At 70.2% G+C, this 25,275-nt stretch carries 26 protein-coding genes; 13 read left to right on the top strand and 13 right to left on the bottom strand.

The window, feature by feature from the left end:
• Positions 1-180 precede the first annotated feature (180 nt).
• Positions 181-924, top strand: a complete 744-nt coding sequence (locus ACNNMR_RS28405) for an oxidoreductase (RefSeq protein WP_419997520.1) — start codon at positions 181-183, stop codon at positions 922-924.
• A gap of 6 nt (positions 925-930) precedes the next feature.
• On the opposite strand, the gene ACNNMR_RS28400 is transcribed toward ACNNMR_RS28405, so the two are convergent.
• Complete coding sequence (locus ACNNMR_RS28400; protein ID WP_419997519.1) at positions 931-1,824, bottom strand: LysR family transcriptional regulator; 894 nt, start codon at positions 1,822-1,824, stop codon at positions 931-933.
• Between the two features lie 74 nt (positions 1,825-1,898).
• Positions 1,899-2,678 (bottom strand): GTP pyrophosphokinase, encoded by a 780-nt coding sequence (locus ACNNMR_RS28395; protein WP_419997518.1) that lies wholly within the window; start codon positions 2,676-2,678, stop codon positions 1,899-1,901.
• A gap of 137 nt (positions 2,679-2,815) precedes the next feature.
• On the opposite strand from ACNNMR_RS28395, the gene ACNNMR_RS28390 reads away from it, so the two are divergent.
• The 5 genes from ACNNMR_RS28390 (at position 2,816) to ACNNMR_RS28370 (ending at position 7,576) form a co-directional block, all read left to right on the top strand.
• On the top strand, positions 2,816-3,391 hold the full coding sequence (locus tag ACNNMR_RS28390; RefSeq protein WP_419997517.1) for a snapalysin family zinc-dependent metalloprotease: 576 nt from the start codon (positions 2,816-2,818) through the stop codon (positions 3,389-3,391).
• A 160-nt stretch (positions 3,392-3,551) separates the two neighbouring features.
• Positions 3,552-4,481, top strand: a complete 930-nt coding sequence (locus tag ACNNMR_RS28385) for a U32 family peptidase (RefSeq protein WP_419997516.1) — start codon at positions 3,552-3,554, stop codon at positions 4,479-4,481.
• Between the two features lie 133 nt (positions 4,482-4,614).
• Positions 4,615-5,754, top strand: a complete 1,140-nt coding sequence (locus tag ACNNMR_RS28380; protein ID WP_419997515.1) for a sugar ABC transporter substrate-binding protein — start codon at positions 4,615-4,617, stop codon at positions 5,752-5,754.
• Positions 5,751-6,809 (top strand): ABC transporter permease, encoded by a 1,059-nt coding sequence (locus tag ACNNMR_RS28375; protein WP_419997514.1) that lies wholly within the window; start codon positions 5,751-5,753, stop codon positions 6,807-6,809. The genes ACNNMR_RS28380 and ACNNMR_RS28375 overlap by 4 nt, the downstream gene beginning before the upstream one ends.
• Positions 6,806-7,576 (top strand): ATP-binding cassette domain-containing protein, encoded by a 771-nt coding sequence (locus tag ACNNMR_RS28370; RefSeq protein ID WP_419997513.1) that lies wholly within the window; start codon positions 6,806-6,808, stop codon positions 7,574-7,576. Before ACNNMR_RS28375 ends, ACNNMR_RS28370 begins: the two co-directional genes overlap by 4 nt.
• Here ACNNMR_RS28370 and metC read toward each other — a convergent pair.
• The 6 genes from metC to ACNNMR_RS28340 form a co-directional block, all read right to left on the bottom strand.
• Positions 7,573-8,712 carry a cystathionine beta-lyase gene (metC, locus tag ACNNMR_RS28365; RefSeq protein WP_419997512.1) on the bottom strand — a complete coding sequence of 380 codons (1,140 nt, stop codon included), beginning with the start codon at positions 8,710-8,712 and terminating at the stop codon, positions 7,573-7,575. The genes ACNNMR_RS28370 and metC overlap by 4 nt on opposite strands.
• On the bottom strand, positions 8,709-9,953 hold the full coding sequence (locus ACNNMR_RS28360) for an MFS transporter (protein ID WP_419997511.1): 1,245 nt from the start codon (positions 9,951-9,953) through the stop codon (positions 8,709-8,711). The genes metC and ACNNMR_RS28360 overlap by 4 nt, the downstream gene beginning before the upstream one ends.
• Positions 9,950-11,173 carry an ATP-grasp domain-containing protein gene (locus ACNNMR_RS28355; protein WP_419997510.1) on the bottom strand — a complete coding sequence of 408 codons (1,224 nt, stop codon included), beginning with the start codon at positions 11,171-11,173 and terminating at the stop codon, positions 9,950-9,952. Before ACNNMR_RS28355 ends, ACNNMR_RS28360 begins: the two co-directional genes overlap by 4 nt.
• A gap of 8 nt (positions 11,174-11,181) precedes the next feature.
• Entirely contained in the window at positions 11,182-12,426 is a 1,245-nt protein-coding gene (locus ACNNMR_RS28350; protein WP_419997509.1) for a radical SAM protein, read from the bottom strand.
• A 13-nt stretch (positions 12,427-12,439) separates the two neighbouring features.
• Complete coding sequence (locus tag ACNNMR_RS28345; RefSeq protein WP_419997508.1) at positions 12,440-13,627, bottom strand: ATP-grasp domain-containing protein; 1,188 nt, start codon at positions 13,625-13,627, stop codon at positions 12,440-12,442.
• 71 nt (positions 13,628-13,698) lie between these two features.
• Complete coding sequence (locus ACNNMR_RS28340; protein WP_419997507.1) at positions 13,699-14,304, bottom strand: TetR family transcriptional regulator; 606 nt, start codon at positions 14,302-14,304, stop codon at positions 13,699-13,701.
• Between the two features lie 107 nt (positions 14,305-14,411).
• Between ACNNMR_RS28340 and ACNNMR_RS28335 the strand changes: the two genes are divergently transcribed.
• Positions 14,412-15,437 carry an NAD(P)-dependent alcohol dehydrogenase gene (locus ACNNMR_RS28335; protein ID WP_419997506.1) on the top strand — a complete coding sequence of 342 codons (1,026 nt, stop codon included), beginning with the start codon at positions 14,412-14,414 and terminating at the stop codon, positions 15,435-15,437.
• A gap of 31 nt (positions 15,438-15,468) precedes the next feature.
• Here the strand turns inward: ACNNMR_RS28335 and ychF are convergent, their stop codons facing one another.
• A complete protein-coding gene (ychF, locus tag ACNNMR_RS28330) occupies positions 15,469-16,557 on the bottom strand; it encodes a redox-regulated ATPase YchF (protein WP_419997505.1) in 1,089 nt (362 codons plus the stop codon).
• 187 nt (positions 16,558-16,744) lie between these two features.
• Here ychF and ACNNMR_RS28325 point away from each other — a divergent pair, with 187 nt between their 5' ends.
• Positions 16,745-17,401, top strand: a complete 657-nt coding sequence (locus ACNNMR_RS28325; RefSeq protein WP_419997504.1) for a DUF6542 domain-containing protein — start codon at positions 16,745-16,747, stop codon at positions 17,399-17,401.
• On the opposite strand, the gene ACNNMR_RS28320 is transcribed toward ACNNMR_RS28325, so the two are convergent.
• Positions 17,325-18,326, bottom strand: coding sequence for a 4-hydroxy-3-methylbut-2-enyl diphosphate reductase (locus tag ACNNMR_RS28320; RefSeq protein WP_419997503.1), 1,002 nt, complete (start codon positions 18,324-18,326; stop codon positions 17,325-17,327). The genes ACNNMR_RS28325 and ACNNMR_RS28320 overlap by 77 nt on opposite strands.
• A gap of 210 nt (positions 18,327-18,536) precedes the next feature.
• Here ACNNMR_RS28320 and ACNNMR_RS28315 point away from each other — a divergent pair, with 210 nt between their 5' ends.
• From ACNNMR_RS28315 to ACNNMR_RS28300, 4 genes are all read left to right on the top strand, one after another.
• Positions 18,537-19,853 carry an APC family permease gene (locus ACNNMR_RS28315; RefSeq protein ID WP_420000504.1) on the top strand — a complete coding sequence of 439 codons (1,317 nt, stop codon included), beginning with the start codon at positions 18,537-18,539 and terminating at the stop codon, positions 19,851-19,853.
• 10 nt (positions 19,854-19,863) lie between these two features.
• On the top strand, positions 19,864-21,075 hold the full coding sequence (gene xseA / locus ACNNMR_RS28310; protein ID WP_419997502.1) for an exodeoxyribonuclease VII large subunit: 1,212 nt from the start codon (positions 19,864-19,866) through the stop codon (positions 21,073-21,075).
• 10 nt (positions 21,076-21,085) lie between these two features.
• The gene (locus tag ACNNMR_RS28305; RefSeq protein WP_419997501.1) at positions 21,086-21,358 is read left to right on the top strand and encodes an exodeoxyribonuclease VII small subunit; all 273 of its coding nucleotides are present in this window, start codon (positions 21,086-21,088) and stop codon (positions 21,356-21,358) included.
• 99 nt (positions 21,359-21,457) lie between these two features.
• The gene (locus tag ACNNMR_RS28300; RefSeq protein ID WP_419997500.1) at positions 21,458-22,051 is read left to right on the top strand and encodes a malonic semialdehyde reductase; all 594 of its coding nucleotides are present in this window, start codon (positions 21,458-21,460) and stop codon (positions 22,049-22,051) included.
• 42 nt (positions 22,052-22,093) lie between these two features.
• Here ACNNMR_RS28300 and ACNNMR_RS28295 read toward each other — a convergent pair whose 3' ends face one another.
• Positions 22,094-22,648 (bottom strand): DUF4245 domain-containing protein, encoded by a 555-nt coding sequence (locus ACNNMR_RS28295; protein ID WP_419997499.1) that lies wholly within the window; start codon positions 22,646-22,648, stop codon positions 22,094-22,096.
• Between the two features lie 197 nt (positions 22,649-22,845).
• Here ACNNMR_RS28295 and glpX point away from each other — a divergent pair, with 197 nt between their 5' ends.
• Entirely contained in the window at positions 22,846-23,898 is a 1,053-nt protein-coding gene (glpX, locus tag ACNNMR_RS28290) for a class II fructose-bisphosphatase (protein ID WP_419997498.1), read from the top strand.
• A gap of 59 nt (positions 23,899-23,957) precedes the next feature.
• Here glpX and ACNNMR_RS28285 read toward each other — a convergent pair whose 3' ends face one another.
• Together ACNNMR_RS28285 and ACNNMR_RS28280 are read right to left on the bottom strand one after the other, a co-directional pair.
• On the bottom strand, positions 23,958-24,320 hold the full coding sequence (locus ACNNMR_RS28285; RefSeq protein WP_419997497.1) for a WhiB family transcriptional regulator: 363 nt from the start codon (positions 24,318-24,320) through the stop codon (positions 23,958-23,960).
• 150 nt (positions 24,321-24,470) lie between these two features.
• Positions 24,471-25,181, bottom strand: a complete 711-nt coding sequence (locus tag ACNNMR_RS28280; protein WP_419997496.1) for a DUF1707 SHOCT-like domain-containing protein — start codon at positions 25,179-25,181, stop codon at positions 24,471-24,473.
• Between the last annotated feature and the right edge of the window lie 94 nt (positions 25,182-25,275).

The raw sequence follows: 25,275 nt of genomic DNA, 5'->3' as shown, positions 1-25,275 counted from the left end.
TTCCCCCTGGTGTTGCGGCCGGAGGGTAGTGGGGGCGCGGGCTCGGCCGTCAACCTCCTTCGGCCTCAGCCGAATAGGGACTCCCTATAGCAGCTGCTGCATTTTCGTCTTTGCCCCTACCGAATTCCCATACGTACCGTGAAACAGCTCGACGGATACGTAAGGGAAAGGACCGGCAGAATGCAAGAACTCGCTGGAAAGCGCGCCTTGATCACGGGCGGCTCCCGCGGAATCGGCGCGGCCATAGTGCGCCGGCTCCTCGACGCGGGCTCCGAGGTGCTCACCACCGCCCGGTCGGCGACGGGCACGGTCCCGGATGGTGCCGCCTTCGTCGCGGCGGATGTACGGACCCGGGCCGGTGCCGAAGCGATCGCCGCCGCCGCGCGGGAGACGCTCGGCGGCGTGGACCTGCTGGTCCACAACGCGGGTGGGGCGGGTCCGTACCCGGGCGCGCTGGCCATCACCGACGACGTCTGGCAGGACGCGCTCGACCTGAACTTCCTCGCCTCGGTGCGGCTCGACGCGCTGCTGGCACCGGAGCTGCGGGAGCGGCGCTCGGGGGTCATCGTGCACGTCTCGTCGGCCGCGGTCCCCACCTCCGCGCCGCCGTTCCTGCACTACACGGCGGCGAAGGCGGCGCTGGAGAACTACAGCCGGGGGCTGGCGGCGGAGTTGGCCCCGTTCGGGGTCCGGGTCAACACCGTGTCTCCCGGCCGCACCGCCACCCCCGGCGGCGAAGCCACCCGGGAGCAGTGGGCGCGCCTGAACTCGGGCCCCGGCCAGGACGTCACCAGCCCGCCGCTGGGCCGGGACGGCCTGCCGGGCGACATCGCCGACGCGGTGCTGTTCCTCATGTCGGACCGGGCGGGGTGGCTGACCGGGAGCAATCTGGTGGTGGATGGCGGCGAATTCCCGCGGGGCTGAATTAATTCAGGCAAAGGCAGGAGACTCGGCGGCGGACCAATTCTCCTGCCGCAGGAATTCGAGCAGCGCGCTCTCCGCCGGACCAGCGGCCTGCCGCAGCACCGCAATGACGGGCTGGGACACCGCCGGCGTCACCGGCCGTACGAAATCCTCATAGCCGTGCGGCACCGCGGACGCCGGCACCAGCGTGACCCCGATCCCCTGCGCCGCCCACCGCGCCGCCGTCGCCGTCTGGGACACCCGCGCGGCCGTGGCGGGGGTCAGGTCGCCCGCCCGCAGCACGCTCTGCAGTACGGCGTCGAGCGCACTGTCGCGGTCGAACCGCACCCACGGCTCCCCCGCCAGCTCCCGCAGCCCGACCCGCTCCGCGGCGAGCAGCGGATGCCCGGCGCCCAGCACCACGACGAACTCCTCGTCGCCCAGGTGATGGGCGTCGGCCGGGCTCTGCTCGCACGCCGCCATCAGGGCGAGGTCCAGCACGCCGCGGCGCCCCAGCTGCTCCAGCTCGGCGGAGCTCGGCTCCTCGAAGACGGTGACCTCAAGACGCGGCGAACGCCGCCGCAACGCCGCCAGCGCCCCCGGCAGCTGCCGCGTGCCGAAGCCCATCTGCACCGCGACCACCAGCTCACCCACCAGCTCGTCGGCCCCAGCCCGCGCCGTCGCCCGCGCCCGCCGCGCCGCACTCACCGCGACCTCGGCCTCCCGCAGGAAGGCCCGCCCGACCACAGTGGGCACCAGCCCGCTGGGCGTACGGGCGAAGAGCTGCACCCCGAGCTCCCGCTCGAGCCCGCGGATCTGCTGCGATACGGACGGCTGCGCCACCCGCAGCACCTCGGCGGCCGCGGTGACCGAGCCTTCGGCGGCTACGGCGAGCGCGTACTCGTACTGTCGGAGGCTCATCGACGTCCGTCCCTCTGTCATGGCTGCTGTAAGCGTGACAACAGGGGACGCCCCGCGATTACTCCACGCCACCCTCACCTACCGGCGCGCCCCTCGCCGCCGGCGTCCGCGCGGACGGTGTCCCACAGGCGCATCAGGAGCTGCTCGTCCTGGTCGGGTGCGTCGTCCTCGGCGCGCTCGCTCTCGGCGCCGCGCACCTCCGTGTGCAGCTCCTCCATGCGCTGGTCGAGCTGTTCGGCGAGGTGGGCGGCCTCGGTGAGGCTGGCGACCAGGCCGGGTGGGACGTGGCCGTCGTACTTGTAGTAGATCTTGTGTTCCAGGCTGGCCCAGAAGTCCATGGCGATCGTCCGGACCTGCACCTCGACCGTTACGGGGACGGGGCCGGTGCTGAGGAACACCGGGATCTCGATGAGCGCGTGCAGGCTCTTGTAGCCGTTGGGCTTCGGGGCGGCGATGTAGTCCTTGACCTTGAGTACGCGCACGTCCGTCTGTGAGGTCAGCGCCTCCATGACCCGGTACGTATCGGCGATGAAGCTGCACGTGACGCGCACCCCGGCGATGTCCTGGATGCCCGCCCGGATCGCCTCGGGCGTGGGCTCGATGCCGAGCCGTGCCACCTTCCGCAGGATGCTCTCCGGCGACTTGACCCGGGAGCCGACGTGCTCGATCGGGTTGTACCGGTGCAGGTGCAGAAACTCCCGGCGCAGGATCGACACCTTGGTCAGCACCTCGTCGACGGCGAACTCGTACTCCATCTCGATGCGCTGGAAGTCCTTGCGCAGTCGGCGCGCGAACGCCACATCCGCGGGCTTGGGCGGCCCACCGCCGGAACGCTGCGTCGGGTCGTCGGCCACGGAGGGCTGCTCCTCACGGTCTGGTGGACGTCGAGTCGCGACCGTACACTCGCTCCGGCTCTGACCCACAAGTCATCAGGGCCATCCGCAGTAACCCTCGGAACACACGGACTTCAGACCACAGGAGGGCACCCCCCATGCTGCGCAAGCTAGGACTCGGCATAGCCACCGCTGTCGCCGCGCTCACCCTCACGGCGACCGCCACCGCCGCACCTGAAACCGCACCGGAAGCCGCACCCGCCCCCGCCGCCCCGACCGTGCTGCATTACGACGACAGCCAGGCCGCGGAGTTCAAGGACGCGGTGGCCGCGGGCGTCAAGGTGTGGAATGACAACCTCGAGAACGTCCAGCTGGAGAAGGCCGGTTCGGGCGAGCAGGCGGAAATCAAGATCGTCGCCGACGACGGCTGGCCGCGCGCCGAGCTCGGCCCCGTACGCCCGGGCGGGCAGGCCACGGTGTGGTTCGGCCGCCAGGCGGTGAACGAGGGCTACGACACCACCCGCATCGCCTCCCACGAAATGGGCCACAGCCTGGGCCTGCCGGACATGAAGCCGGGCCCCTGCTCATCGCTGATGTCCGGCTCCACGGCGGGCGTGGACTGCACCAACCCCCAGCCGAACGCGGAGGAAAAGGCGGAGGTCGAGGCCAACTACGGCAGCGGCGCCGCGGCAGACACCCCGTTCAGCGGCCGGATCGTGGTGGACGGCCCGTAAAGCGCAATGGATAGTCCCGGTGGTGGTGACGGCCGCCCACTGGCCGCCACCACCACCGCTTCCCTCTTCTCCGCACGTTGACGGGCCGTCATTCGCTGCCTACCGTCCAAACTCGTCAATGTCGAACAAAGTTCGACATGTCGAACGAAAGAAGGCCCAGATGGACGGCATGGAGAAGGCCCGGCAGTCGCTGTCCGCGCTCGGGCTGCCGGAGCGGGATCTCGGGGAGTTACCCGACTCGGGGAAGCGGTTCGCGGATGGCGCGCAGTTCCGGGTGGAGATCCCGTCGGTCGAAGGACCGGGGCCGTTCCAGGCGGTGCTGGAGGAGGCCGAGCGGCTGAGCGTGCGCGTACACCGCATCAGTCAGGGCAGCGGCATGATGCTGCTCTCCGACGCGGAGATCGGGGAGATGGTGGCGCTCGGCCGCCGCCGCCAGGTCGAGGTGTGCCTCTTCGTCGGGCCGCGCGGCGGCTGGGACATCGGCGTGCAGGCGGCGTCGGCCGCGGGCGGCGGCGCGGCGGCGGTGCTGCGCGGCGCCGACCAGCTCGCGTACGGGATCGAGGACGTCATCCGCGGCTGCGAACTCGGCGTGCGCAGCGTGCTCGTGGCCGACATCGGGCAGCTGTGGGTCCTCGGCCGATTACGGAAGTCCGGGGACCTGCCGCAGGACCTGGAGATCAAGGCGTCGATATCGATGCCGACCGCCAACCCGGCGGCCGCCCGGGTCCTGGAGGACCTCGGGGTCACCACGATCAATCTGCCGGTCGACCTCACCCTCGCCCAGATGGCGGCGATCCGCGGCGCCGTCGACGTACCGCTCGATGTCTACGTGGAGGGCGCCGACGACTTCGGCGGCGTGGTCCGCTACTACGAGATCCCGGCACTCGTGCGGGTGGCGGCTCCCGTGCACCTCAAGTTCACGGTACGGAACGCGCCGTCGCTGTATCCGTCCGGCGCGCACCTCGCCGACGTGGCCGTGGCGACCGCCCGGGAGCGGGTACGGCGGGCGGCGATCGGGCTCTCCGTGCTGCGCCGGCACTATCCGGAGGCCGCGGACGTAGGCGCGGTGGGGCAGACGGCGGAAGCCTGAATAGGGGCTGAGCCGTAGCCAATTCAGTGTCTTGACGGCCCATCAGGCCAGCCTTACGTTCAGGTCCACCAAACCTGCCGAACGATGTCCGAAATATCGGACAGCGTGGGTGGCCAAGCACGCCGGAGTGGTCATGAAGAAGATCGATCCGCAGGTGGAAGAGGCCGTAGACACCCTCGGCCTGAACGGTCTGGCCAGACGGCGGCTGCTCACCGGCGCCGGAATGATGAGCGCCTCAGCGGCCGCCGCGGCCTTGCTCTCCGCCTGTTCGTCCAGCAACAAGAGCGACGACGAGAAATCGGGCGGCGGCGTCGGGGATTTCCCGAAGACGCCGAAGTGGCGGTTCGTATTCGTCAATCACGTCACCACGAATCCCTTCTTCACCCCCACCCAGTACGGCGCCGCCGACGCCTGCGCGCTCCTCGGCGCCTCGTACCAGTGGACGGGCTCGAAGGACTCCAGCGTCCCGGAGATGGTCAGCGCCATGTCCTCGGCCGTCTCCGCGAAGGCCGACGGCATCGCGGTCGCGGTCGTCGACAAGAACGCCTTCAAGTCGCCCGTCGACAAGGCCCTGGACGCCGGCATCCCGACGGTCTCGTACAACGCCGATGGCGCGAAGGGGAATCCGGGCACCAACCGGCTCTGCTACATCGGCCAGGACCTCTACGAATCCGGCGTCCAACTCGGCAAGCGCATCGCCTCCGTGATGCCGGACGGCGGCGACGCGGTCGGCTTCATCGCCACCCCCGGCGCGCTCAACATCCAGCCGCGCATCGACGGCGCCACCGACGCCATCAAGGCCTCCGGCAAGTCCATCGACTTCAAGTCGGTCGCCAGCGGCGCCGAGCTTCCGAAGGAGCTGTCGACCATCGATGCGTACGCCCAGGGGCACAAGGACCTCAAGGGCATGTTCGCGGTCGACGCGGGCTCGACGGAGAGCATCGGCAAGGTCGTCAAGAAATACGGCCTCAAGAAGAAGGGCGTGGTCGCGGGCGGCTTCGACCTGAACCCGAACACCCTCACCGCCATCAAGGCGGGCGACCTCGACTTCACCATCGACCAGCAGCCCTACCTCCAGGGCTTCCTGACGGTCCTCTACCTGTGGACGTACAAGCTGTCCGGCGGCCTGGTGATGCCGAGCATCACCGACACCGGCCTGCTCTTCGTGACCAAGGACAACGTCGACCCGTATCTGAAGACCAAGACGCGATTCGAGGGATCCAGCACCAAGCAGCAGCTCCTCAAGCGCTCCGGCGCCATCGGGCACGCATGAGCGAGAGCGCGACCCGGGAGACCATCGGCGGGGAGCCGCCCGTAGCGGCGGCCGGCACCCCGCCGATACGGCAGCACGGCCCGCTCCGCCTCGCCTTCGAGGCCTTCGTCATCCGCCGCGAGGCCACCATCCTGATCGTCGCGGTGGGCCTGCTGCTGTACTTCTGGTCCAACAACTCGGACTTCCTGGCCCGCAACAACCTGGTCAACCTCTCCCAGCAGACCGCCCCGTACGCGATCATCGCGGCGGGGATGGTGCTGCTGCTGGTGAGCGGCGAGATCGACCTGTCGGTGGGCGCCGTCTTCGCGCTGTCGCCGTTCCTGATGCACTACATGGTCGACTATTACGGGGTGTATCCCCTGGTCGCGATCATCGGCTCGGTGCTGGCCGGGGCCGCGATCGGGCTGGTCAACGGCTTTGTGGTGGTCGTGCTGAAGGTGCCGTCCTTCGTCGCGACGCTGGGCATGCTCTTCCTCGTCCTCGGCATCATGCTGACCACGTCGCACGCCTACCCCGCGCAGATCCCGGAGGCGGCGCACGGGATACGGGGCTGGTTCGGGCAGTCGGACTGGGCGGAGCTGATCTGGTGCCTGATCATCGTCGCCTTCTTCCACGTGGTGCTCACCCGCTCGCGCTGGGGCCTGCACACGGTGGCCACCGGCGGCAATCCGCTCGGGGCGAGTGAGGCGGGCATCAAGACCGGCCGTATCAAGACGGGGAACTTCATGGCCACGAGCGCGCTTGGGGCCTTCGCCGGGATCCTCGAGGCCTTCCGCGTCGATTCGATCGACCCGACGTCGGCGGGTGCGGATGGCGCGGCGCCGATGTTTGCGGCGGTCTCGGCGGCGGTGATCGGCGGTACGGCGCTGGCGGGCGGCTCGGGAACGGTGGTGGGGGCGCTGCTGGGGGCGCTGGTGCTGGCGGAGCTGCGCAACGGCTTCAACCTGATCGGCATCAACGCCAATCCGTTCAACATCATCCTGGGCGCGGCGATCATCCTGTCGATGGTGCTCAACGTGTATCTGTCGAGGCTGCGAAGGGCGGGGAGACGATGACGCTGACGACGCCGGACCCGCCACCGGCCCTCTCCGTAGAACACATGGCGAAGGGCTTCGGTGCGGTGACGGCGCTACGGGACGTGAACCTGCGCCTGCACCGGGGCGAGGTGCTCGCGCTGGTCGGCGACAACGGCGCCGGAAAATCCACCCTGTTGAAGATCCTCTGCGGCTTCCACCGTCCCGACTCCGGCCGCATCCTCCTGGACGGCGAGGAGGTGACGCTCAAGTCGGTGGACCACGCCCGCTCGCTGGGCATTGACGCGGTGTATCAGGACCTGGCGCTGGTGAATGAGCTGACCGTCTACCACAACATGTTCCTGAACCGGGAGAAGATCCACCGCACCCGCCTTCTCCACAACCGCGCCATGCGCAAGGCAGCCCAGCGGCACCTGGACGCGATGGGCGTGAACATCCCGTCGGTGGATGTCGAAGTGGCGAAGCTCTCCGGCGGTCAGCGCCAGGCGATCGCCGTGGCCCGCTCGGTCTACTCGGAGGCGCGGATCCTCCTCCTGGACGAGCCCCTGGCGGCGATGGGCGCCAAGGAGGGCGCCCTGATCCTCGACCTGGTCAACGACCTCAAATCCCGCGGCGAGGTTTCCGTCATCATCATCGCCCACAACTACGCCCAGGTCTTCGAGGTCTGCGACCGCGTCAACCTCCTCCAGCACGGCGAAATCACCTTCGACAAGCACACCTCGGAGACCTCGGTGGCCGAGCTGACCGACCTGGTGGTGGAGGAGTACCGGAGGTCGCGCACGACCTAGCCCGATCTCCCCGGACTTATGGCACGCAGCCCCGCATCCAGGTCCGCCTTCAGCTCGTCGAGATCCTCGAAGCCCGCGTGGATACGCAGCAGCGGCCCCTGGCCCGACCACGTGCCCGGCAGCCGGTGCCCGGCCGGGTCGGCGGGGACGATCAGGCTCTCGAAGCCGCCGTAGCTGTGGCCGATCCCGAACAGCCGCAGCCGCGCGAGCATGGCTTCCGTCGCGGGTTTGCCGAAGCCGCGGTCCAGCTCGACTCCGAACAGCCCGGCCGCGCCGGTGAAGTCGCGGCGCCACAGTTCATGGCCGGGGGCGCCGGGCAGGCCGGGGTGGAGCACCCGCGCCACTGGTGGCTGTTCGCGCAGCCAGCGGGCGAGTTCGAGCGCCTGATCGTGGTGCGCCCGCATCCGTACGGCCAAGGTGCGCAGGCCTCTCAGGCCCAGGTAGGTGTCGTCCGCGCCGGCGCACTGCCCCAGCCTGATCGCGGAGCTACGGACGGCGGCGAAGGTCTCCTCGGTGCACACGATGGCGCCGAGAACGCTGTCGGCATGCCCGGTCAGATACTTGGTGGCGGAGTGCACCACCACGTCCGCGCCCAGGCTGAACGGCTGGAGGAAGACCGGTGTGGCCCAGGTGTTGTCGACGATCGTGACGATGCCGCGGGACCGGCAGACGCGGGTGATCGCCGGGAGGTCCTGGATCTCGAAGGTGAGGGAGCCCGGGGATTCGAGGCAGACCAGGCGGGTCTCCGGCCGGAGCAGACCTTCGATATCCGCACCGATGGTGGGGGGATACGGCTCGGCCACCACATCGAACGCGGCCAGGGACTCGCAGAACCTTCTCGTGGGCTGGTAGGCGGAGTCAGGCACAAGAACGTGGTCCCCGCTTCGTACGAAAGCCAGGATCGCCGTCGTGGCGGCGGCCAGGCCCGAGCAGGTGGCCACGGCCGCCCAGCCGCCTTCGAGCTCCGCCAGCGCCTCCTCGAAGGCGCGGGTGGTCGGGGTGCCGAAGCGTCCGTAGACGGGCATGTTGCGCTTGAGCGGGTCGGCCTGGGAGGCCTCCAGTTGCGCCAGGCTCTCGTACAGGACCGTCGAGGCGCGGTGCACCGGCGGATTGACGTAACCGTGCTGCTCCCTCACCGCGCCACCCCGACTCCGGCGGCCTGCCCCTGCCGTACGGGACCCGCCGGTCCGCGGCCGCCGAACACCAGCGCCCCCAGGGCGGCCAGCGCACACTGCAGCGCCACCGCCAGCCAGAACCATCCCAGCCGGTCCGCGGCCTTGCTCTGCGCGAAGACGAACCCGCCGACGACTCCCGCCAGCATGCCGCCCACACCGGCGGTCAGCCGCTGGACGCCGAAGGCGAAGGCGGGGCTGTCGGGCAGCCGCTCCAGCAGCTCCAGGTCGCTGCGCAGGAAGAGGAAGACCTCACCGAGGGAGAACAGGACGGTGCCGGCCAGGAGGGCCGCCAGGTGTCCTGCCGACATCGCCGCAGCTCCGGCTCCCATGAGGGCGAAGGAGCCGGACAGCAGGCGGCGGTAGCCCGCGCGGGCGATCAGCCCGGAGAGCGGTGGCTGGAGCAGCACCACGATGGCGCAGTTGACCAGCAGGACCCAGCCGAGGGATCGCAGGGCCGAGGTCTCCGCGGCGTACAGGCCGATGAAGCTCTGGAAGAAGAAGTACAGATAGAAGGCCAGGACCGTGAAGACCATGGGCTGCAGCGCGCCGCGCAGCTGCCTGACCGAGGCGCCCGTACGGGACGGAGCACTCCGCTCGGCTGCGGTCAGGTCGGCGGAGGTCCGGTCGAGCGGACGGGGGCGCAGGGTGACCTGGTGCGCGACGGTGATCACCGCGAACAGCGCGGCCACCGTGCACAGCATCATCAGCGGGTCGCTCTCCAGCAACAGCGCGGCGAGCAGCGGGCCGAGGCCCATCCCGGCGTTGAGCGCGGCGGAGCTGACGCCGAGGAACAGCGGCCGTTTCTCGTCCGGCACGGAAGCGACGATGTAGGCCTTGTTCGCGGGGAGGTAGAGCGCGGGCCCCGCGGCCACCAGCAGCACGGCCGGATAGGCGATGGCGGGCAGCCGGTCCGCCAGGCCGAGCAGGAGCAGACCCGTGGTGCGCAGCAGGAGCGCACCGACCATCGTCCGCTTGAGCCCGATCCGTGCGACCACCCAGCCGCCGGCGATGCTGCCGGCGAACTGGATGAAGGTGGCCGCCGCCACCAGCCCCCCGGCGAGCCGGATGTCGAAGCCGGCCCACTTGACCATGAGCACGCCCAGAAAAGGCGTGACCATGTAGCTGCCGAGCGCCACGACGAAGGAGAGCACGATCAGGGACTTCAGGCTCCGCGGGAGGGCGGCGAAGGCCCGCCGGTTCACCGCCGCCACCCGGTCGCACCGGCGAACCAGGCGGCCACCTTCTCGACATTCGCCTCGACATCGTCCTCAGTGGCGCCGTCGACGACGTAACCGGCCAGGTACAGCCCCGATTTCACCCCACCCTGGAACACCTCGCCGACCCGGCCGGTCAGCGACGCCTCGCGCACACACTCCGGCTCGCCCCCCTCGGGCAGACTGATCAGCGTGCCGTTCGACGGCGGGATGCAGAGGCCGCCCACCGGCGTATAGCGGTGGTCCGTGACGGACGGCGGCAGGCCGCACTCGGCGTACAGCCACTCCTTGTCGGGGTCGACGCCGAACGAGTGCCGGACCACCGAGCCCATCACGCCGCCGCCGGTACGGCTCGCGATCTCGCAGAACACCACCCGGTCCTCGGGCGTGATCCACAGTTCGCAGTGGAACGCGGTGTTGGCCGGGGTCGGGAGGGTCCCCAGCACCGCTGCCGCCGCGTCGACCAGCGGCCGGTACCGCGGGTCCTGGGGCGACAGCGGGATATTGGCCACCCAGTCATTGCTGCGGAACGACAGGCAGTCGTTGAGATAGCGGTAGGGGTGGGCGAGGACCAGCTGCCCGTGCAGCACGAGGCCGTCGACGTGGTACATCTGGCCGGGCACGAAGGACTCGATCTCACTGGCCCCCCGCCATGGACTGGCCAGATAGCGGTCCAATTCCCGCTCGCTGTGGATGATCCGGGCCCCCAGCGAGCCGGACTCCGACACCGGTTTGATCACTACGGGATAGCCGTGCGCCTCGGCGAACTCGACCGCCGTGTAGGCGGAGTCGAGGAGCCGGTAGGCGGGCAGGCCCACCGGGCCCGGCGCGTGGACAGCGGCCAGATGGTCCTTCATCAGCACCTTGTCGCGAAAGGCCAGGGCGCTCTCCGCCCGCTGGCCGGGCAGGTCGAGGAGGTCCCGCAGCTGGGCCGCCCGCAGCACGTCGGCCTCGGCGCGGGCGAAGACCGCTCGGGCGCCGTGCGCGCGGGCCAGCCGCAGCGCCGTCTTCTCGACGAGCTGGTTGACGTCGTAATCGTCGAATCCGTAGACGTGCGCGTGCGGCAAATGGCGGCGGTAGCCCTCCTCGTAATCCCGGGTCGTCAGGATCAGCGGTTCGATCCCGGATCCCGCGAGCCACTGGTCGTAGGGGGTTCTGTGGTGCGGAGTCTTGGCGAAGATGACCACACTGCCCATGGATGAGCTCATGAACTCCCTCAGCGCGCGGTCTCGACGATGGGCAGCCGGCGCCGCTCGGGAACCCGGGCGACCAGCCCCAGCTCCTCCGAGAGCTCGCGGGCGAAGCAGCCGTTCTTGTACGTGCCCGCGAGCCGCTTCGCCGTGAACGCCTCGATCGCCTCGTGGTCGAACTCCAGGTCGTACGTCACGTCCTGGCCGTCCGCCGAGGTCGTACGGGTGAGGATGCCGAGGTGCGGCTCGAAGGTGTTGACGCAGCCGACGACGTCACCGATCCGCTCCCGGAGCCCGTCGGCCGACTCCTCAAGGGTCCTGACCTCGCCGGGGATGGCCGCGAACAGCTGCCGCCCGGCCCGGCACCAGCCGACCTCCCCGGGGAACTCCATGACCTTGACGCCGAAGGTGCCGAAGTCCTCGCTGACGCCGAGCTGGAAGTCGAACCGCACATTCTCGTGCAGCCACTTGAAGTCCCGATAGGCCTGCTCGATCTCCACGCGCTCCAGCTGGAGGTCAGGATGCCGGCCGCCATGGTCGGCGAAGTTATTGAACCGGACCGTCTCCACGCCCAGCTTGCTGAAGTACTGCGCGTAGCGGAGCAGCGCCTCCCGCCCGTTGTTGTGGCGGCCTATGGTGACCCCTATATTCACGCGGAACGGCTGCCCCGGGTGATTCTGGTTGTATTCCTCGATCCGCCGCAGGACCTCCTCGGTGTTCGCGCCGGAGAACACCCCCTTGATGGGATAGCTGCCGTCGTCGATCACCGCGAGGTTCTCGTCGATCACGCCGTGATAGGTGATGGAGATCGTGCCGTAACCGCTCTCGCGAGCCAGGTCGAGGAGCTCGACGTAGTTGTCCGCGAGCAGCGGCCGACCGCTCGTCCAGGCGTCCCCATTGGCCATCGTCTCGGTCGGCGTGTGGTCCTCCTCCTGCCGGAACTCCCGGTTGTGGGCGGGTCCGTACAGGCGCATGAAGGCGCCGTCGTACGCGAAGCTGTCGACGTACCGCGGATAGACCTGGTATCCGCGGGACTGCAGGCCGGAGAGCAGTAACGGACCCTCCTCCATCGAAAACGACTTGTCGTAGACCTTTTCGTAGTTCACGAACCAGCAGTGCGTGCACTTCTGCCCGCACGTATTCTTTCCGACCTTGGTGTCGAGGTCGAGGTAGATGTGGATGTCCTCGGGGCGGAGCGAGCGGAAGGGTGTGGTGAAGGGCGTGTCACCATGGAAGTCATAGGCGATGGGTAAGTTTCCAGCGGAAGCCAAGGCACTTTCCTCTCTATTGTGTGGTGACGATCCGGAGGGCGATGAGTTCTTCGACGGCCGCACGGCAGGCTGCGGCGTCCGCCGCGATGACGGTGGCGTGACCGAGCCGGTTCGCGGAGGAGCTCAGGGGTGCGACGGTGTCTCCCGGCCGCACCGCGACGTCCCATTGCACGATGGCTCCGGCGGCCAGTTCCGGCTGCGCGGCGACCCGGGTCACCCGGCCGGGCGGTGCGGTGATGAACACGGTGGCCGCGGCCAGGGTCCCCGCCGCTGCCGTCGGCTTCGGCAGCTCGGCGTCCAGGGGCCAGCCAACGGCCACCCGCCGCCAGTCGACCCCGGTGGTCAGCCGCACCAGATCCGCGATCCCGTCCCCGCCCAACCGGGTGTGGGTCTCGATGACGGTCACCTTGCCGCCGTCCAGCTTGACCTCGGTGTGGCTCGGCCCGTCGGTGACGCCGAGGACGTCGAGCAGCTCCACGACCGCCGCCCGGACGAGCTGCTCGCCCGCCGGGTCCAGCGACGGCGCCGGCATCGTGTGGCTGAGCTCGACGAAGCCGGCGGTCGTCCGCTTCTCGGCGATCCCGGTCACGGAGTGCCGCCCGTGCCGGGAGAGCACCTCGACGCTGAACTCCGTACCGGCGACGAAGCCTTCGAACAGGGTGGCCGGGCCCAGGCGGCCCGGCGGGAAGCCGACGAGGGAGGAAAGGAGCGTCACGGACTGGCTGCCGACGCCGTCCACCGGCTTCGCGATCACCTGCGCCCCGCCGTCGAACAGCCGGGCCACGGCGCGCCGGTCCGCGCCCGAGGCGAACGGCGGATTGAGGTGGGGCGCATGGCGCTCAAGGATCTGCCGCATCCGCAGCTTGTCCCGGGTGGCCCGGACGGCATCAAGCGCCGTCCCCGCGACACCGAGCCGCGCCGCCGTAACGGCGGCGGGTTCCAGCCCGAGCTCGGTCAGCGAGACCACGGCCATGACATCGAGCGGCCGCAGCACGCGGCGGGTGAAGGCGAACAGCGTGGCCGGGTCCTGGAAGTCGACGAAGTACGCGGTGCGGGTGCCGGGTCCCGACCACGCCCGCCGACCGAGCCCCGAAGCGCCTGGCTCCTGCATATGCAGCACATTCACCGGAAGCGCGGCAGCAGCCTCGGCCACGACCGGATTGGCCCCGACCACGACCAGGAGGGGCTCAGGAGTGGGCACGATACGACCTCGCCTTCGGCTGCTGCACTCCCTCCGTTCGGAGCCGGCTCCCGAGGCGGTTCGGTCCTATTTCAGACAGGCCGGCACGTGCCGGTCCCCGCGGTGGCGCTCTGGACGACGTCGCGGAGCAGGGTGCGGCGCTGGTCGTGTACGTCATCAGGTTCTTGGCTGCTGGCCGCGTATACGTTGCTGACCGGCGACCAGGCCATGGACATGGCGATGACCATGGCCATGATGTCGAACGGGTCACCTGCGCGGACCCTCCCGGCGGCCTGGGCCTCGGCGATGGCCGCGAGTTTGCGGTCGTCGTAGTGCTGGTGGGTCTCGACGAGGTGCCCCGCAGGCCGGCGCTCCAGTCGGGTCCAGGTCGCCAGTCGGATGAGGTCGGGGCGGCGCAGGTATTCGTCGTAGAGACGGACGGCCCAGTCCGCGAGATCGTCGGCGTCGATGGGCACGACGTTGGTGATGCGCTCAAGCGAGCCGAGGAAGATCGCGTCGAAGAGCCGTTCTTTGTCTCCGAAGTAGGCGTAGAGCTGCGCCTTGTTGGTGCGCGCTGCCTTCACGATGCGCTCGATGCGCGCCCCGGCGATGCCGTGCTGGGCGAACTCTTCGGTGGCGGCGTCCAGGATGCGCTGGTAGGTCGCGGCGCCGCGCGCGGTCTGGGGCTGTTCCGGCATGCCGGCAGCTTACCAAACAGAACAGTTGGTTTGCCTTGCCGTACGGACGTGCTTAGACTCCGGGACAGACCGAACAGTCTGTTTAGAAGGAGTGAGAAGGAGTGAGCATGCGAATCACCACCGGATGGCAGGCGTCCGGCCCGACGACGGCACTGCGGCGCACGTCACTGGAGCGCCGCGACCTACGCCCGGATGACATCGCGGTGCGGGTCGACTATTGCGGCGTGTGCCACAGCGACCTGCACGCCTTGACGGAAGCGCCCGTGGTGCCCGGCCACGAATTCACCGGCGTGGTGACCGGCATCGGACGAGAGGTGACCGCCTTCTCAGTCGGCGACCGCGTCGCGGTGGGCAACATCGTCGACTCCTGCGGCGAGTGCCCCATGTGCGAAGCCGGACAGGAGAATTTCTGCCACTCCTTCCCGACTCTGACCTACGGCGGCACCGACCGGCAGGACGGGTCGACCACCCTGGGCGGCTACTCCCGTGAGTACGTCGTACGCGACACATTCGCCTACCCGCTCCCCGCCGGCCTCGACCCGGCCGCGGCCGCCCCGCTGATGTGCGCCGGCGTCACCGTCTGGGAACCCTTGCGCCACCTCGGCGTGGGCCCCGGCAGCCGCGTCGCCGTGGCCGGGCTCGGCGGCCTGGGCCACCTCGCCGTCAAGATGGCCGCGGCACTCGGCGCCACCACGACCGTCATCAGCCGCACCCCGGGCAAGCGTGCCGACGCCCGCAGGCTCGGCGCTCACGACCTCATCGACTCCACCGACACCCAGCACATGGCCACGGCCCGCGACACCTTCGACGTCGTCCTCGACACCATCTCCGCCCCGCACGCCCTCGCCCCGTACCTGAAGCTGGTGGCGCTGGACGGCACCCTCAGCCTCCTAGGGCACCTGGGCCCGGTCACCGTCGAGACCACAGACCTGCTCATCGGCCGCAAGAAGCTCAGCTCCGCGGGCAGCGGCGGCCGCGCGGCGACAGCCGAGATGCTCCAATTCTGCGCCGACAAGAGCATCTCCGCCGATGTCGAAGTGCTCCCGTCAGCACAGGTGAACACGGCCCTCGACCGCCTCCGCCGCAACGACGTCCGCTACCGCTTCGTACTCGACATGTCCGACCTGGACTGAAGGGCGCGCAGACGGATCCCCCCGTCAGCCACTACACATTGAACCGGAACTCCACCACATCCCCGTCCTGCATCACGTAATCCTTCCCCTCCATGCGCGCCTTCCCCGCCGCCCGCACATCCGCCACCGAGCCCGCGGCGACCAGGTCCTCGTACGAGATGACCTCGGCCTTGATGAAGCCCTTCTGGAAGTCCGTGTGGATGACGCCCGCCGCCTCGGGTGCCGTGGCGCCCTTGCTGATGGTCCAGGCGCGGGCTTCCTTCGGGCCGGCGGTGAGGTAGGTCTGCAGGCCCAGGGTGTCGAAGCCGACGCGGGCCAGCGTGGCCAGGCCGGGCTCCTCCTGGCCCACCGACTGGAGCAGCTCCAGGGCCTCGTCCTCCTCCAGCTCCGCCAGGTCGGCCTCCAGCTTGGCGTTGAGGAAGATGGCCTCCGCCGGGGCGACCAGGGCGCGCTGCTCGTTCTTGAAGGTCTCGTCCGTCAGCTCGTCCTCGTCGACGTTGAAGACGTAGAGGAAGGGCTTGACCGTCAGGAGGTGGAGGTCGTGGAGGGGCTCTGCCGGCTCCGTGCCCTGCCTGATGCCCGCCGAGAAGAGGGTGCGGCCGTCCTCCAGGATCGCCTGGGCCTCCTCGACCGCCTTGACCTTGGCCGCCAGGTCCTTCTTGATACGCGACTCCTTCTGCAGCCGCGGGAGCACCTTCTCGATCGTCTGGAGGTCCGCCAGGATCAGCTCGGTGTTGATCGTCTCGATGTCGTTCTTCGGGGAGACCTTGCCGTCGACGTGGACGACGTTCTCGTCCTCGAAGGCGCGGATGACCTGGCAGATGGCGTCGGACTCGCGGATGTTCGCCAGGAACTTGTTGCCCAGGCCCTCGCCCTCGCTCGCGCCCCGCACGATGCCCGCGATGTCGACGAAGTCGACCGTGGCGGGGAGGACGCGCTGGGAGCCGAAGATCTCGGCCAGCTTCGTCAGGCGGGCGTCCGGGACGCCGACCACGCCCACATTCGGCTCGATGGTGGCGAACGGGTAGTTGGCCGCCAGCACGTCGTTCTTGGTCAGGGCGTTGAACAGGGTCGACTTGCCGACATTCGGCAGACCGACGATTCCGATCGTGAGCGACACGTTGGCGACTTCCCGGAGAGTGGATGAGGAGAGTGGATGAGATTCGAGGGAGCTCATTCAGTTCGAGCAGTCCTTCATTCTACGGGCGCGCCGTATCCCCTTCCCCGGGTGACCCCACCCCCGACACAGCGGGTGCAATTCGTGCATGTCAGAGGTTTCCCGGCATCCCGCGGCCTACGGTGGGGAGGTGCAGCATCACAGTACGGGTACGCGCAAGCACGGAACGCAGTCGAACCCCGGCCACGAAGCGGGTTCCCGGCTGCCCCGGCAGGCGCCGCCGCAAGCATCCCCACCTTCCCCCGCTCCGTCGCCCACCACCTACCGCGCCGCCCGCCAGCGCCCCGTCCCCACCGCCATCGAGCGGGTCCTGCACCCGCCCGGACCCCGCCTCACCGCGCTCGGCAGCGGGCTGCTCGCGGTCGGCGCGATGCTGCTGACCGGGCTGCTGGTGCAGTGGTCGGGCGAGCGGCTGCCGGTCTTCTACGGGTGCGTCTTCGTGCTGGTCACAGGCGCCGCGGCCGTCTGGGTACGGCCCGCCGACCTGGTCACGGCGCCGGTGGCGGCGCCGATCGCGTTCGCGGCCGGGCTGCTGGCGGCGCAGGGCAGCGGCGCCGGCGGGATGGTCGACCGGGTCATGGCGATCGGCACCGACCTGGCGCTGCAGGCGCCGTGGCTGTACGCGGGGACGATCACGTCCGTGGGCGTGGTGTTCGTGCGCTGGCTGGCGCTGCTGGCCGTACGGCAGGCCCGCAGGCGCCAGCGGTCCGCTACGAGTCGCCGCTCACCCGCTCCGCGGCCTCCGCGCGAAGGTCACGGCGGAGCTCCTTCGGGAGCGAGAAGGTGATCGACTCCTGGACCGGCTGGACGATCTCCACGTCGCCGTAGCCACGCTCGGCCAGCCAGTCGAGGACGCCGTCGACCAGGACCTCCGGCACCGACGCGCCGGAGGTCACGCCGACCGTGCGGACGCCGTCCAGCCAGGCCTCGTCGATCTCGTCGGCCCCGTCCACCAGGTACGAGGCCGAAGCCCCGGCGCCCAGCGCGACCTCGACCAGGCGCTTGGAGTTCGAGGAGTTCTGCGAGCCGACGACGATCACCAGGTCAGAGTCGGCGCCGACCTGCTTGATCGCGACCTGCCGGTTCTGGGTGGCGTAGCAGATGTCGTCGCTCGGCGGGCTGAGCAGGTTCGGGAACTTCCGCTCCAGCGCGTCGACCGTCTCCATCGTCTCGTCCACGGAGAGCGTGGTCTGCGACAGCCAGACGACCTTGTTCTCGTCGCGGACCTGCACGTTCTCCACGTCGCCGGGGCCGTCGACCAGCGTGATGTGGTCCGGGGCCTCCCCCGACGTGCCGATGACTTCCTCGTGGCCCTCGTGGCCGATCAGGAGGATGTCGTAGTCCTCCTTGGCGAAGCGGACGGCTTCCTTGTGCACCTTGGTGACCAGGGGGCAGGTGGCGTCGATGGACGCGAGCTTGCCGCGCTCGGCCTCCTCGTGGACGACCGGCGCGACGCCGTGCGCGGAGAAGACGACGATGTTGCCCTCCGGCACCTCCTCCGTCTCCTCGACGAAGATGGCGCCCTTCTTCTCCAGGGTCTTGACGACGTACTTGTTGTGGACGATCTCGTGGCGGACGTAGACCGGCGCCCCGTACTGCTTCAGGGCCTGCTCGACGGCGATGACCGCGCGGTCCACGCCGGCGCAGTAGCCGCGCGGGGCGGCCAGTAGGACACGGCGGGCTTCAGCGGCGGGAGCACTCATGCTGCCCATGGTACGGAAGGCCGCGCCGCTACCGGGCCGCCCCACCCGGCCGGCTCACCAACCCCCCAGCGGCCCACCCGGCGACCACCCAACGGCCCGCCCGGCGTTGCCGCCCCCGCCCCCGCATCCCATGATCAAGGAGTGCCGCCCCGTACCCACCAGCCGCCGCAGCCAGGCCTCCACCGCGAGCTCACCTTCCGCGACCTGGTCGTCTACGGCATGCTCTTCATCGCCCCGATGGCCCCGGTCGGCGTCTTCGGCGCCCTCGACGCCGTCAGCGGCGGCGCGGTCGCGCTCGTCTATGTCGCCGCCACCATCGCGATGGGCTTCACCGCCTACTCGTACGCGCAGATGGTCCGGGTCGTGCCCTCCGCCGGCTCGGTCTTCGCGTACGCCCGCGTGGGCCTCGGCCCGGGGCCCGGCTTCATCGCCGGCTGGATGGTGATGCTCGACTACCTGCTCATCCCGGCCGTCGCCTACCTCTTCTCCGGCATCGCGATGAACGCCCTCGTCCCAGCCGTGCCCGCCTGGGCGTGGACCGCGGCCGCGATGGTCATCACCACCGCGCTGAACATGGCAGGCGTGCGCACCGCCGCCAAGGTCGGCTTCGCCGTCCTGGCGATGGAGGTGCTGGTGCTCGCCGTCTTCGTGGTCTCCGCCCTGGTGGTGCTGGCGCGCGACGGCGCGCAGCGCGGGTGGCTCACGCCCCTCGGCGGCGGCAGCGGCTTCGAGATCGGGGCGGTGCTGACGGGCGTGTCGGTGGCGGTGCTGTCGTACCTGGGCTTCGACGCGATCGCGGGCTTCGCCGAGGAGGCCCGCGGCGGCTCCCGGCGGGTCGCGCGGGCGCTGCTGGTGTGCCTCGTCTTCACCGGGCTGCTGTTCGTGCTGCAGACCTACCTCGCCGCGCTGCTCGCCCCCTTCGACGCATCCGACCTGCAGAAACACCCGGACCGGCAGGACACCGCCTTCTACGACGCGGCCGAGGCCGGCATCGGCCACTGGATGCACAACCTCGTCGCGGTCAGCAAGGCCATCGGCGCCGCCTTCGCCGCGCTGGCCGCGCAGGCGGCGGCGTCCCGGCTGCTGTTCGCGATGGCCAGGGAGCGGCGGCTGCCGGCCGTGCTGTCCCGGGTGGACGCCGGGTCCGGGACGCCGCGCCGGGCGCTGGCCGTGTCGGCGGTGCTGGCCGCGGTCGCGGCGATCTGGGCGTCCCGTACGGGCGACGGGCTGTCCCGGCTGGTGACGCTGGTGGACATCGGGGCGCTGTCCGCCTTCGCGCTGCTGCACGCCTCCGTCATCGCGTACTTCTACGGCCGCAGGACCGCCGAGCGCTCCCCCGACGCGCCGCCCACGCACCTGGTCAAGCACGCGCTGATCCCGGTCGCCGGCATCGTCATCTGCCTCGCGGTGATCACGAAGGCCGCGTTCGAGGCGCGGGTGGTCGGCGCCTGCTGGCTGGCGGTGGGCCTGGTCGTACTGGCGCTGCAGCACACGCGCCGCGCCAAGCCCGGCGGGAGTGTCGGCGCCGGCGACTAGCCTTCGGTGCATGGCTCTGAACACGCCCGAGACCGCGATGCCCGTCGGCGAGGTCTCGCGGAAGATCGGCGGCTGGATCGACCGGCTCGGCGCGGTCTGGGTGGAGGGACAGATCACCCAGCTGTCGCCGCGCCCGGGCGCGGGCGTGGTCTTCATGACGCTGCGCGACCCGTCGCATGACATGTCGCTGTCGGTGACCTGCTATCGGCAGGTGTACGACCAGGTCGCCGATCTCGTACGGGAAGGCTCCCGGGTCGTCGTCTTCGCCAAGCCGGTCTGGTACGCGCCGGGCGGGCGGCTCTCGCTGCGCGCCGCCGAGATCCGGCCGGTGGGCGTCGGCGAGCTGCTCGTACGGCTGGAGCAGCTGAAGAAGGCGCTCACGGCGGAGGGGCTCTTCGAGCCGTCCCGCAAGAAGCCGATCCCCTTCCTCCCCCGCCTGATCGGACTGGTCACCGGGCGGGCGAGCGCCGCCGAGCGCGATGTCATAGAGACCGCGAAGCACCGCTGGCCGGCGGTCCGCTTCGAGGTGCGCCCGGTGCCGGTGCAGGGCGTGCACGCGGTCACGCAGGTGGTCAAGGCCGTGCAGGACCTCGACGGCCATCCCGACGTGGACGTGATCATCGTGGCCCGCGGCGGCGGCAGCGTCGAGGACCTGCTGCCGTTCTCCGACGAGCAGCTGATCCGGGCCGTGGCCGCGTGCCGTACGCCCGTGATCTCCGCGATCGGCCACGAGCCGGACAACCCCCTGCTCGACTACGTGGCCGACCTCCGCTCCCGCACCCCCACCCACGCCGCCAAGGACGCCGTCCCGGACGTCGGGGAGGAGCACCAGCGGATACAGCAGCTCCGCGACCGCGCGCTGCGGGTGGTCACGACCCGCCTGGACCGGGAGTTCGACGGCCTCGAGGACTGGATGAGCCGCCCGTCGATGGCGGACCCGCGGTGGATCGTCGACGACCGCGAGGAGGAGGTCGCGGGCCTGCTGGACCGCAGCCGCCGCCACCTCGGCCATCTCCTGGCCGCGGCCGACGCCGACCTCACCCACACCCGCGCCCGCGTCGTCGCCCTCTCCCCCGCCGCCACCCTCAAGCGCGGCTATGCGGTGTTGCAGCGCGCCGACGGCTCTGCCGTACGGGCCCCGGACGAGGTCGCGGCGGGCGAGGAGCTGCGCGCGCGGGTGGCCGGGGGCGACTTCGGCGTGACTGTCTCAGGTGACTCGTAGGGTGGCGGACATGACCAAGGCACAGGCTGACGCACAGGCGACGGGCACCCTCGGCTATGAGCAGGCGCGGGACGAGCTGATCCAGGTCGTGCGCCGGCTGGAGGCGGGCGGCTCGACGCTGGAGGAGTCCCTCGACCTGTGGGAGCGGGGCGAGGAACTGGCGAAGATCTGCCGGCAGTGGCTGGAGGGCGCGCGGGAGCGCCTGGACGCGGCGCTGGCGGCGGATGACGAGGAGCTGGAGGACGACGAGGACGGAGACGCGGGCGACGACGAGGAAGTGTGAGGTCAGCCACCGGACCGAGGCTTTGGTTGAGACTTAATCTACTTATCGCCTAGCCTTAAGGGTGTACGAGCCATCCAGTTCTAAGGCAGCCCCCGCACCATGAGCACTCTCGCCCTCGACCCCGCCGCCCAGGACCTCCTCTTCCGTGAGGCGCGCACCGCCAACTCCTTCACCGCCGAGCCCGTCACCGACGAGCAGCTGCGCGCGGTGCACGACCTGGTCAAGTGGGCCCCCACCGCCTTCAACCAGCAGCCGCTGCGCGTCGTCCTCGTCCGCACCCCCGAGGCCCGCGAGCGCCTCGCACCGCTGATGGCCGACGGGAACCGCGCCAAGACCGTGGCCGCCCCGGTCATCGCGATCCTCGCCGCCGACTACGAGTTCCACGAGGAGCTGCCTGCCCAGTTCCCGGCGGTTCCGCAGGTCAAGGACATGTTCTTCAGCGAGCGCCCGGTCCGCGAGGCCTCCGCCACGCTGAACGGCACCCTGCAGGCCGCGTACTTCGTGATCGGCGTGCGCGCCGCCGGCCTGGCCGCGGGCCCGATGACCGGCTTCGACGCGGACGGCATCCAGAAGGAATTCCTCGACGCCGACCACCGCCCGATCGCGATCGTCAACATCGGCCACCCGGCCGAGGACGCCTACCGCCCGCGCTCGCCGCGCCTGGACTTCGACGAGGTCTACCAGGTCGTCTGAGACCCTGCCGACCTGCCGTAAGACCCCCGTGGCCGCCGCCGCTCAGTCCTTCTTCTGGGGCTCGAGCGCGGCGGCCATCTTCTTGAGGTCCTTCATCGGCGCCGTACCGGAAACGACCGTCGTGACGCCGTCCTCCTGGTGCACCAGGCCATCCCGCTCCGGCCCGTCGTACACCTTCCAGTCCCGCCCGCCGAGCCGCTCGGCGGCACGGTCCGTCTCGCGGGCGCCGTGCGTCTTGTCCTCGATGAACGGCACCGGCTTCTCGTCCGCCTGCTCCACGCCCACGTACTCGTCGTCGGGCGTCAGGAAGCCGAGGTGCCAGGTGGTGCCGTAGTCCTCGCCTTCCTTACGGAACGTGACCGAGGTCGGGCGCCACTCCTTGCCCAGGCCCTGCGGCACGACCACCGGGTACGGCGAGACCCGCTTGGCCTGGCCCAGCTCCTGGGTGTACGAGATCGTCCCCACCGCGTCGCCGGCGTCCCTGCCCTCGCCCTTGGGCACCAGGAGCAGATAGAAGGCGAACGCGACAAGGCAGCTCACCGCCAGTGACAGCAGCAGATTCCGAACCGTCTGTTTACGCGCACGTTCACTTGCCACGGCACCATCGTCCCCCATGCCGGACCCACCCCGGAGCCAGGGGTGGCCCAGCCCCTTCCCTCACCCCTTCCCCCGCCCGCCCCGCTCGACTGCTCATCCGTGACCCAGTCTGCTCATACTGGCAATAAGCCGATAAAGTCTTAAGCACCCTCGCCTCCGGCCGTCCCCTCGGAGCCGAACTGAGAAAGGTTCCTGCAATGCCTGAGACGACGTCCCACGCCACCGCCCACCACCTGCCGTCACAGCTGGAGGTGAGCCCGGAGGCCCCGGACAGAAACCTGGCCCTTGAGCTCGTACGGGTCACCGAGGCGGCCGCCATGGCGGCCGGCCGCTGGGTCGGCCGCGGCGACAAGAACGGCGCCGACGGCGCCGCCGTAAAGGCCATGCGCACCCTCGTCCACACCGTGTCGATGAACGGCGTAGTCGTCATCGGCGAGGGCGAGAAGGACGAGGCGCCGATGCTCTACAACGGCGAGCGGGTCGGCGACGGCACCGGCGCCGAATGCGATGTGGCGGTGGACCCGGTCGACGGCACCACCCTCACCGCGAAGGGCATGGGCAACGCCGTCTCCGTGCTGGCGGTCGCCGAGCGCGGCTCGATGTTCGACCCGTCCTCGGTCTTCTACATGGACAAGCTCGCCGCAGGCCCCGAGGCCGCCGAGTACATGGACATCACCGCCCCGCCCGCCGTGAACATCCGCCGCATCGCCAAGGCCAAGGCCTGCTCCCCGCAGGACGTCACGGTCGTGGTCCTGGACCGCCCCCGCCACGACGGGATCGTGAAGGAGATCCGCGAGACCGGGGCCCGGATCAAGTTCATCGCGGACGGCGACGTGGCCGGCGCGATCATGGCGGTGCGCGAGGGCACCGGCGTGGACCTGCTGCTCGGCATCGGCGGCACCCCGGAGGGCATCATCGCCGCCTGCGCGATCAAGTGCATCGGCGGTACGTTCCAGGGCAAGCTGTGGCCCAAGGACGACGCCGAGCACGGCCGCGCCCTGGACGCCGGCTACGACCTCGACCAGGTGCTGATGACCGACGACCTGGTCTCCGGCGAGAACGTCTTCTTCGTCGCCACCGGCATCACCGACGGCGACCTGCTCCGCGGCGTCCGCTACAACGCCGACCGCGCCTTCACCCAGTCCCTGGTGATGCGCTCCCGCAGCGGCACCATCCGCCAGATCGAGTCCGAGCACCGGCTGTCGAAGCTGCGTGCGTACAGCGCGGTGGACTTCGACCGGGCGAAGTAAGCGAACGCAAACCGGAGGCCGGGCCCGCACCATTGCGGGCCCGGCCTCCGCTGCGTTTGTCAGCCAGCCTGCGCGATCCGCTGCGACTGCCGCAGCTCCGCCTCCCGCCGCCGCCGGCGGGCGATCACCACGCGGCGCTCGGCCGCGGTGAGCCCGCCCCACACGCCGTACGGCTCCGGCTGCAGCAGCGCGTGCTCCCGGCACTCGACCATGACCGGGCAGCGCCCGCACAGCCGCTTTGCGGCGGCTTCCCTGGCCAGCCGGTCGGCGGTGGGCTCCTTGGAGGGGGCGAAGAAGAGCCCCGCCTCATCGCGGCGGCAGACCGCCTCCGCGTGCCAGGGGCCGTCGTCGGCGCGTGAGCGGGCGCGCTGGTGCGGCACGACGGCGTCCTGCAGCGGCTGGTGATGCGGGAGTTGAAGCACGATCACTCCTGACGACAGCGTTGGCGATCCAGGCAGATTCAGGCAGCTTGCGTACGAGAATGTGCCTGTCGTCCTACCCGCTGTGCGTGCCCCTATTCACGCCGTGAGGGGCCGATGACGACCTGCATCGGCCCTACCGGAAGCGATAGTTCAGTGCCCCAGGTGCTTGCGCAGGTGATCCTTCAGGTCCTTGATCAGCTTGCCCCGCTTGGGCTTGGCGTCGACGCCGCCGAAGCAGGCGAAGCCGCTGATCACCACGACCGGAGCGCCCGGCTCCGGGGATTCGTTGCTGCGTACGTCGAAGCCGCCGAAGATGCCGGATCCGGTGCTGCGCAGCGTGACGTTCTCCGGCACCCGGACCTCGACGCCGCCGAAGACCGCGACGGCCTTGATGACGATCTCGGGGTGCTCGAAATACGCCTCGGTGAGATCGATATCCACCCCGCCGAAGAGGGCGAACGCGTTGATCCGCCGCCCCACCCGCCAGCGCCCCTTGCGGCTGGCGCCGCTGAAGATCGCGACCAGGTTGTCCGCCTCGGCCGGCGCCGCGGAGTGCGGCGCACCGGTGTACGCGGCGGGCGCGGGCCCGGTCACCGGACGCTCCCCCGCCGCCGGGAGGTCGCGGACGATGGGCTCCAGCTCGCCGTGCGTCTTCGCGGCGTAGACCCGGTCGATCCGCTCGGAGTGCTCATCGGCGTCCAGGCGGCCCTCGGCGAGGGCCTCGCGCAGGATCTCGGCGACCCGGTCGCGGTCCTTGTCGGAGGCGCGCAGCTCCGCCCCGACGGCAGGCGGCCGCGGCTCCTGCTTCTGCAAGTCGGTCGCGGGCTGCTTCTCGAGCGAAGGCTTGGCGGTATCGTCCACGGGCCCAGCCTACCCAAACGCGATACATCGCGAAAGTGGCCGCTGCGCCCAACCTCACAGCCGCACTGTCGGCCCCCCCGCTCTACCCTGGTAT

The sequence above is a fragment of the Streptomyces boninensis genome, assembly GCF_048572725.1.
GTDB classification, from domain to species: Bacteria; Actinomycetota; Actinomycetes; order Streptomycetales; family Streptomycetaceae; genus Streptomyces; species Streptomyces boninensis.
The sequence above is the reverse complement of the archived record's forward strand: the minus strand, read 5'-3'. Positions and strand labels throughout refer to the sequence as shown.

What these genes read in the sequence shown, in the direction of transcription:
- ACNNMR_RS28405 (WP_419997520.1), top strand. Translation starts at nt 181, where the DNA reads ATGCAAGAACTCGCTGGAAAGCGCGCCTTGATCACGGGCGGCTCCCGC.
- ACNNMR_RS28400 (WP_419997519.1), bottom strand. Translation starts at nt 1,824, where the DNA reads ATGAGCCTCCGACAGTACGAGTACGCGCTCGCCGTAGCCGCCGAAGGC.
- ACNNMR_RS28390 (WP_419997517.1), top strand. Translation starts at nt 2,816, where the DNA reads ATGCTGCGCAAGCTAGGACTCGGCATAGCCACCGCTGTCGCCGCGCTC.
- ACNNMR_RS28385 (WP_419997516.1), top strand. Translation starts at nt 3,552, where the DNA reads ATGGACGGCATGGAGAAGGCCCGGCAGTCGCTGTCCGCGCTCGGGCTG.
- ACNNMR_RS28380 (WP_419997515.1), top strand. Translation starts at nt 4,615, where the DNA reads ATGAAGAAGATCGATCCGCAGGTGGAAGAGGCCGTAGACACCCTCGGC.
- ACNNMR_RS28375 (WP_419997514.1), top strand. Translation starts at nt 5,751, where the DNA reads ATGAGCGAGAGCGCGACCCGGGAGACCATCGGCGGGGAGCCGCCCGTA.
- ACNNMR_RS28370 (WP_419997513.1), top strand. Translation starts at nt 6,806, where the DNA reads ATGACGCTGACGACGCCGGACCCGCCACCGGCCCTCTCCGTAGAACAC.
- ACNNMR_RS28355 (WP_419997510.1), bottom strand. Translation starts at nt 11,173, where the DNA reads ATGAGCTCATCCATGGGCAGTGTGGTCATCTTCGCCAAGACTCCGCAC.
- ACNNMR_RS28340 (WP_419997507.1), bottom strand. Translation starts at nt 14,304, where the DNA reads ATGCCGGAACAGCCCCAGACCGCGCGCGGCGCCGCGACCTACCAGCGC.
- ACNNMR_RS28335 (WP_419997506.1), top strand. Translation starts at nt 14,412, where the DNA reads ATGCGAATCACCACCGGATGGCAGGCGTCCGGCCCGACGACGGCACTG.
- ACNNMR_RS28320 (WP_419997503.1), bottom strand. Translation starts at nt 18,326, where the DNA reads ATGGGCAGCATGAGTGCTCCCGCCGCTGAAGCCCGCCGTGTCCTACTG.
- ACNNMR_RS28315 (WP_420000504.1), top strand. Translation starts at nt 18,537, where the DNA reads ATGCTCTTCATCGCCCCGATGGCCCCGGTCGGCGTCTTCGGCGCCCTC.
- xseA (WP_419997502.1), top strand. Translation starts at nt 19,864, where the DNA reads ATGGCTCTGAACACGCCCGAGACCGCGATGCCCGTCGGCGAGGTCTCG.
- ACNNMR_RS28305 (WP_419997501.1), top strand. Translation starts at nt 21,086, where the DNA reads ATGACCAAGGCACAGGCTGACGCACAGGCGACGGGCACCCTCGGCTAT.
- ACNNMR_RS28300 (WP_419997500.1), top strand. Translation starts at nt 21,458, where the DNA reads ATGAGCACTCTCGCCCTCGACCCCGCCGCCCAGGACCTCCTCTTCCGT.
- glpX (WP_419997498.1), top strand. Translation starts at nt 22,846, where the DNA reads ATGCCTGAGACGACGTCCCACGCCACCGCCCACCACCTGCCGTCACAG.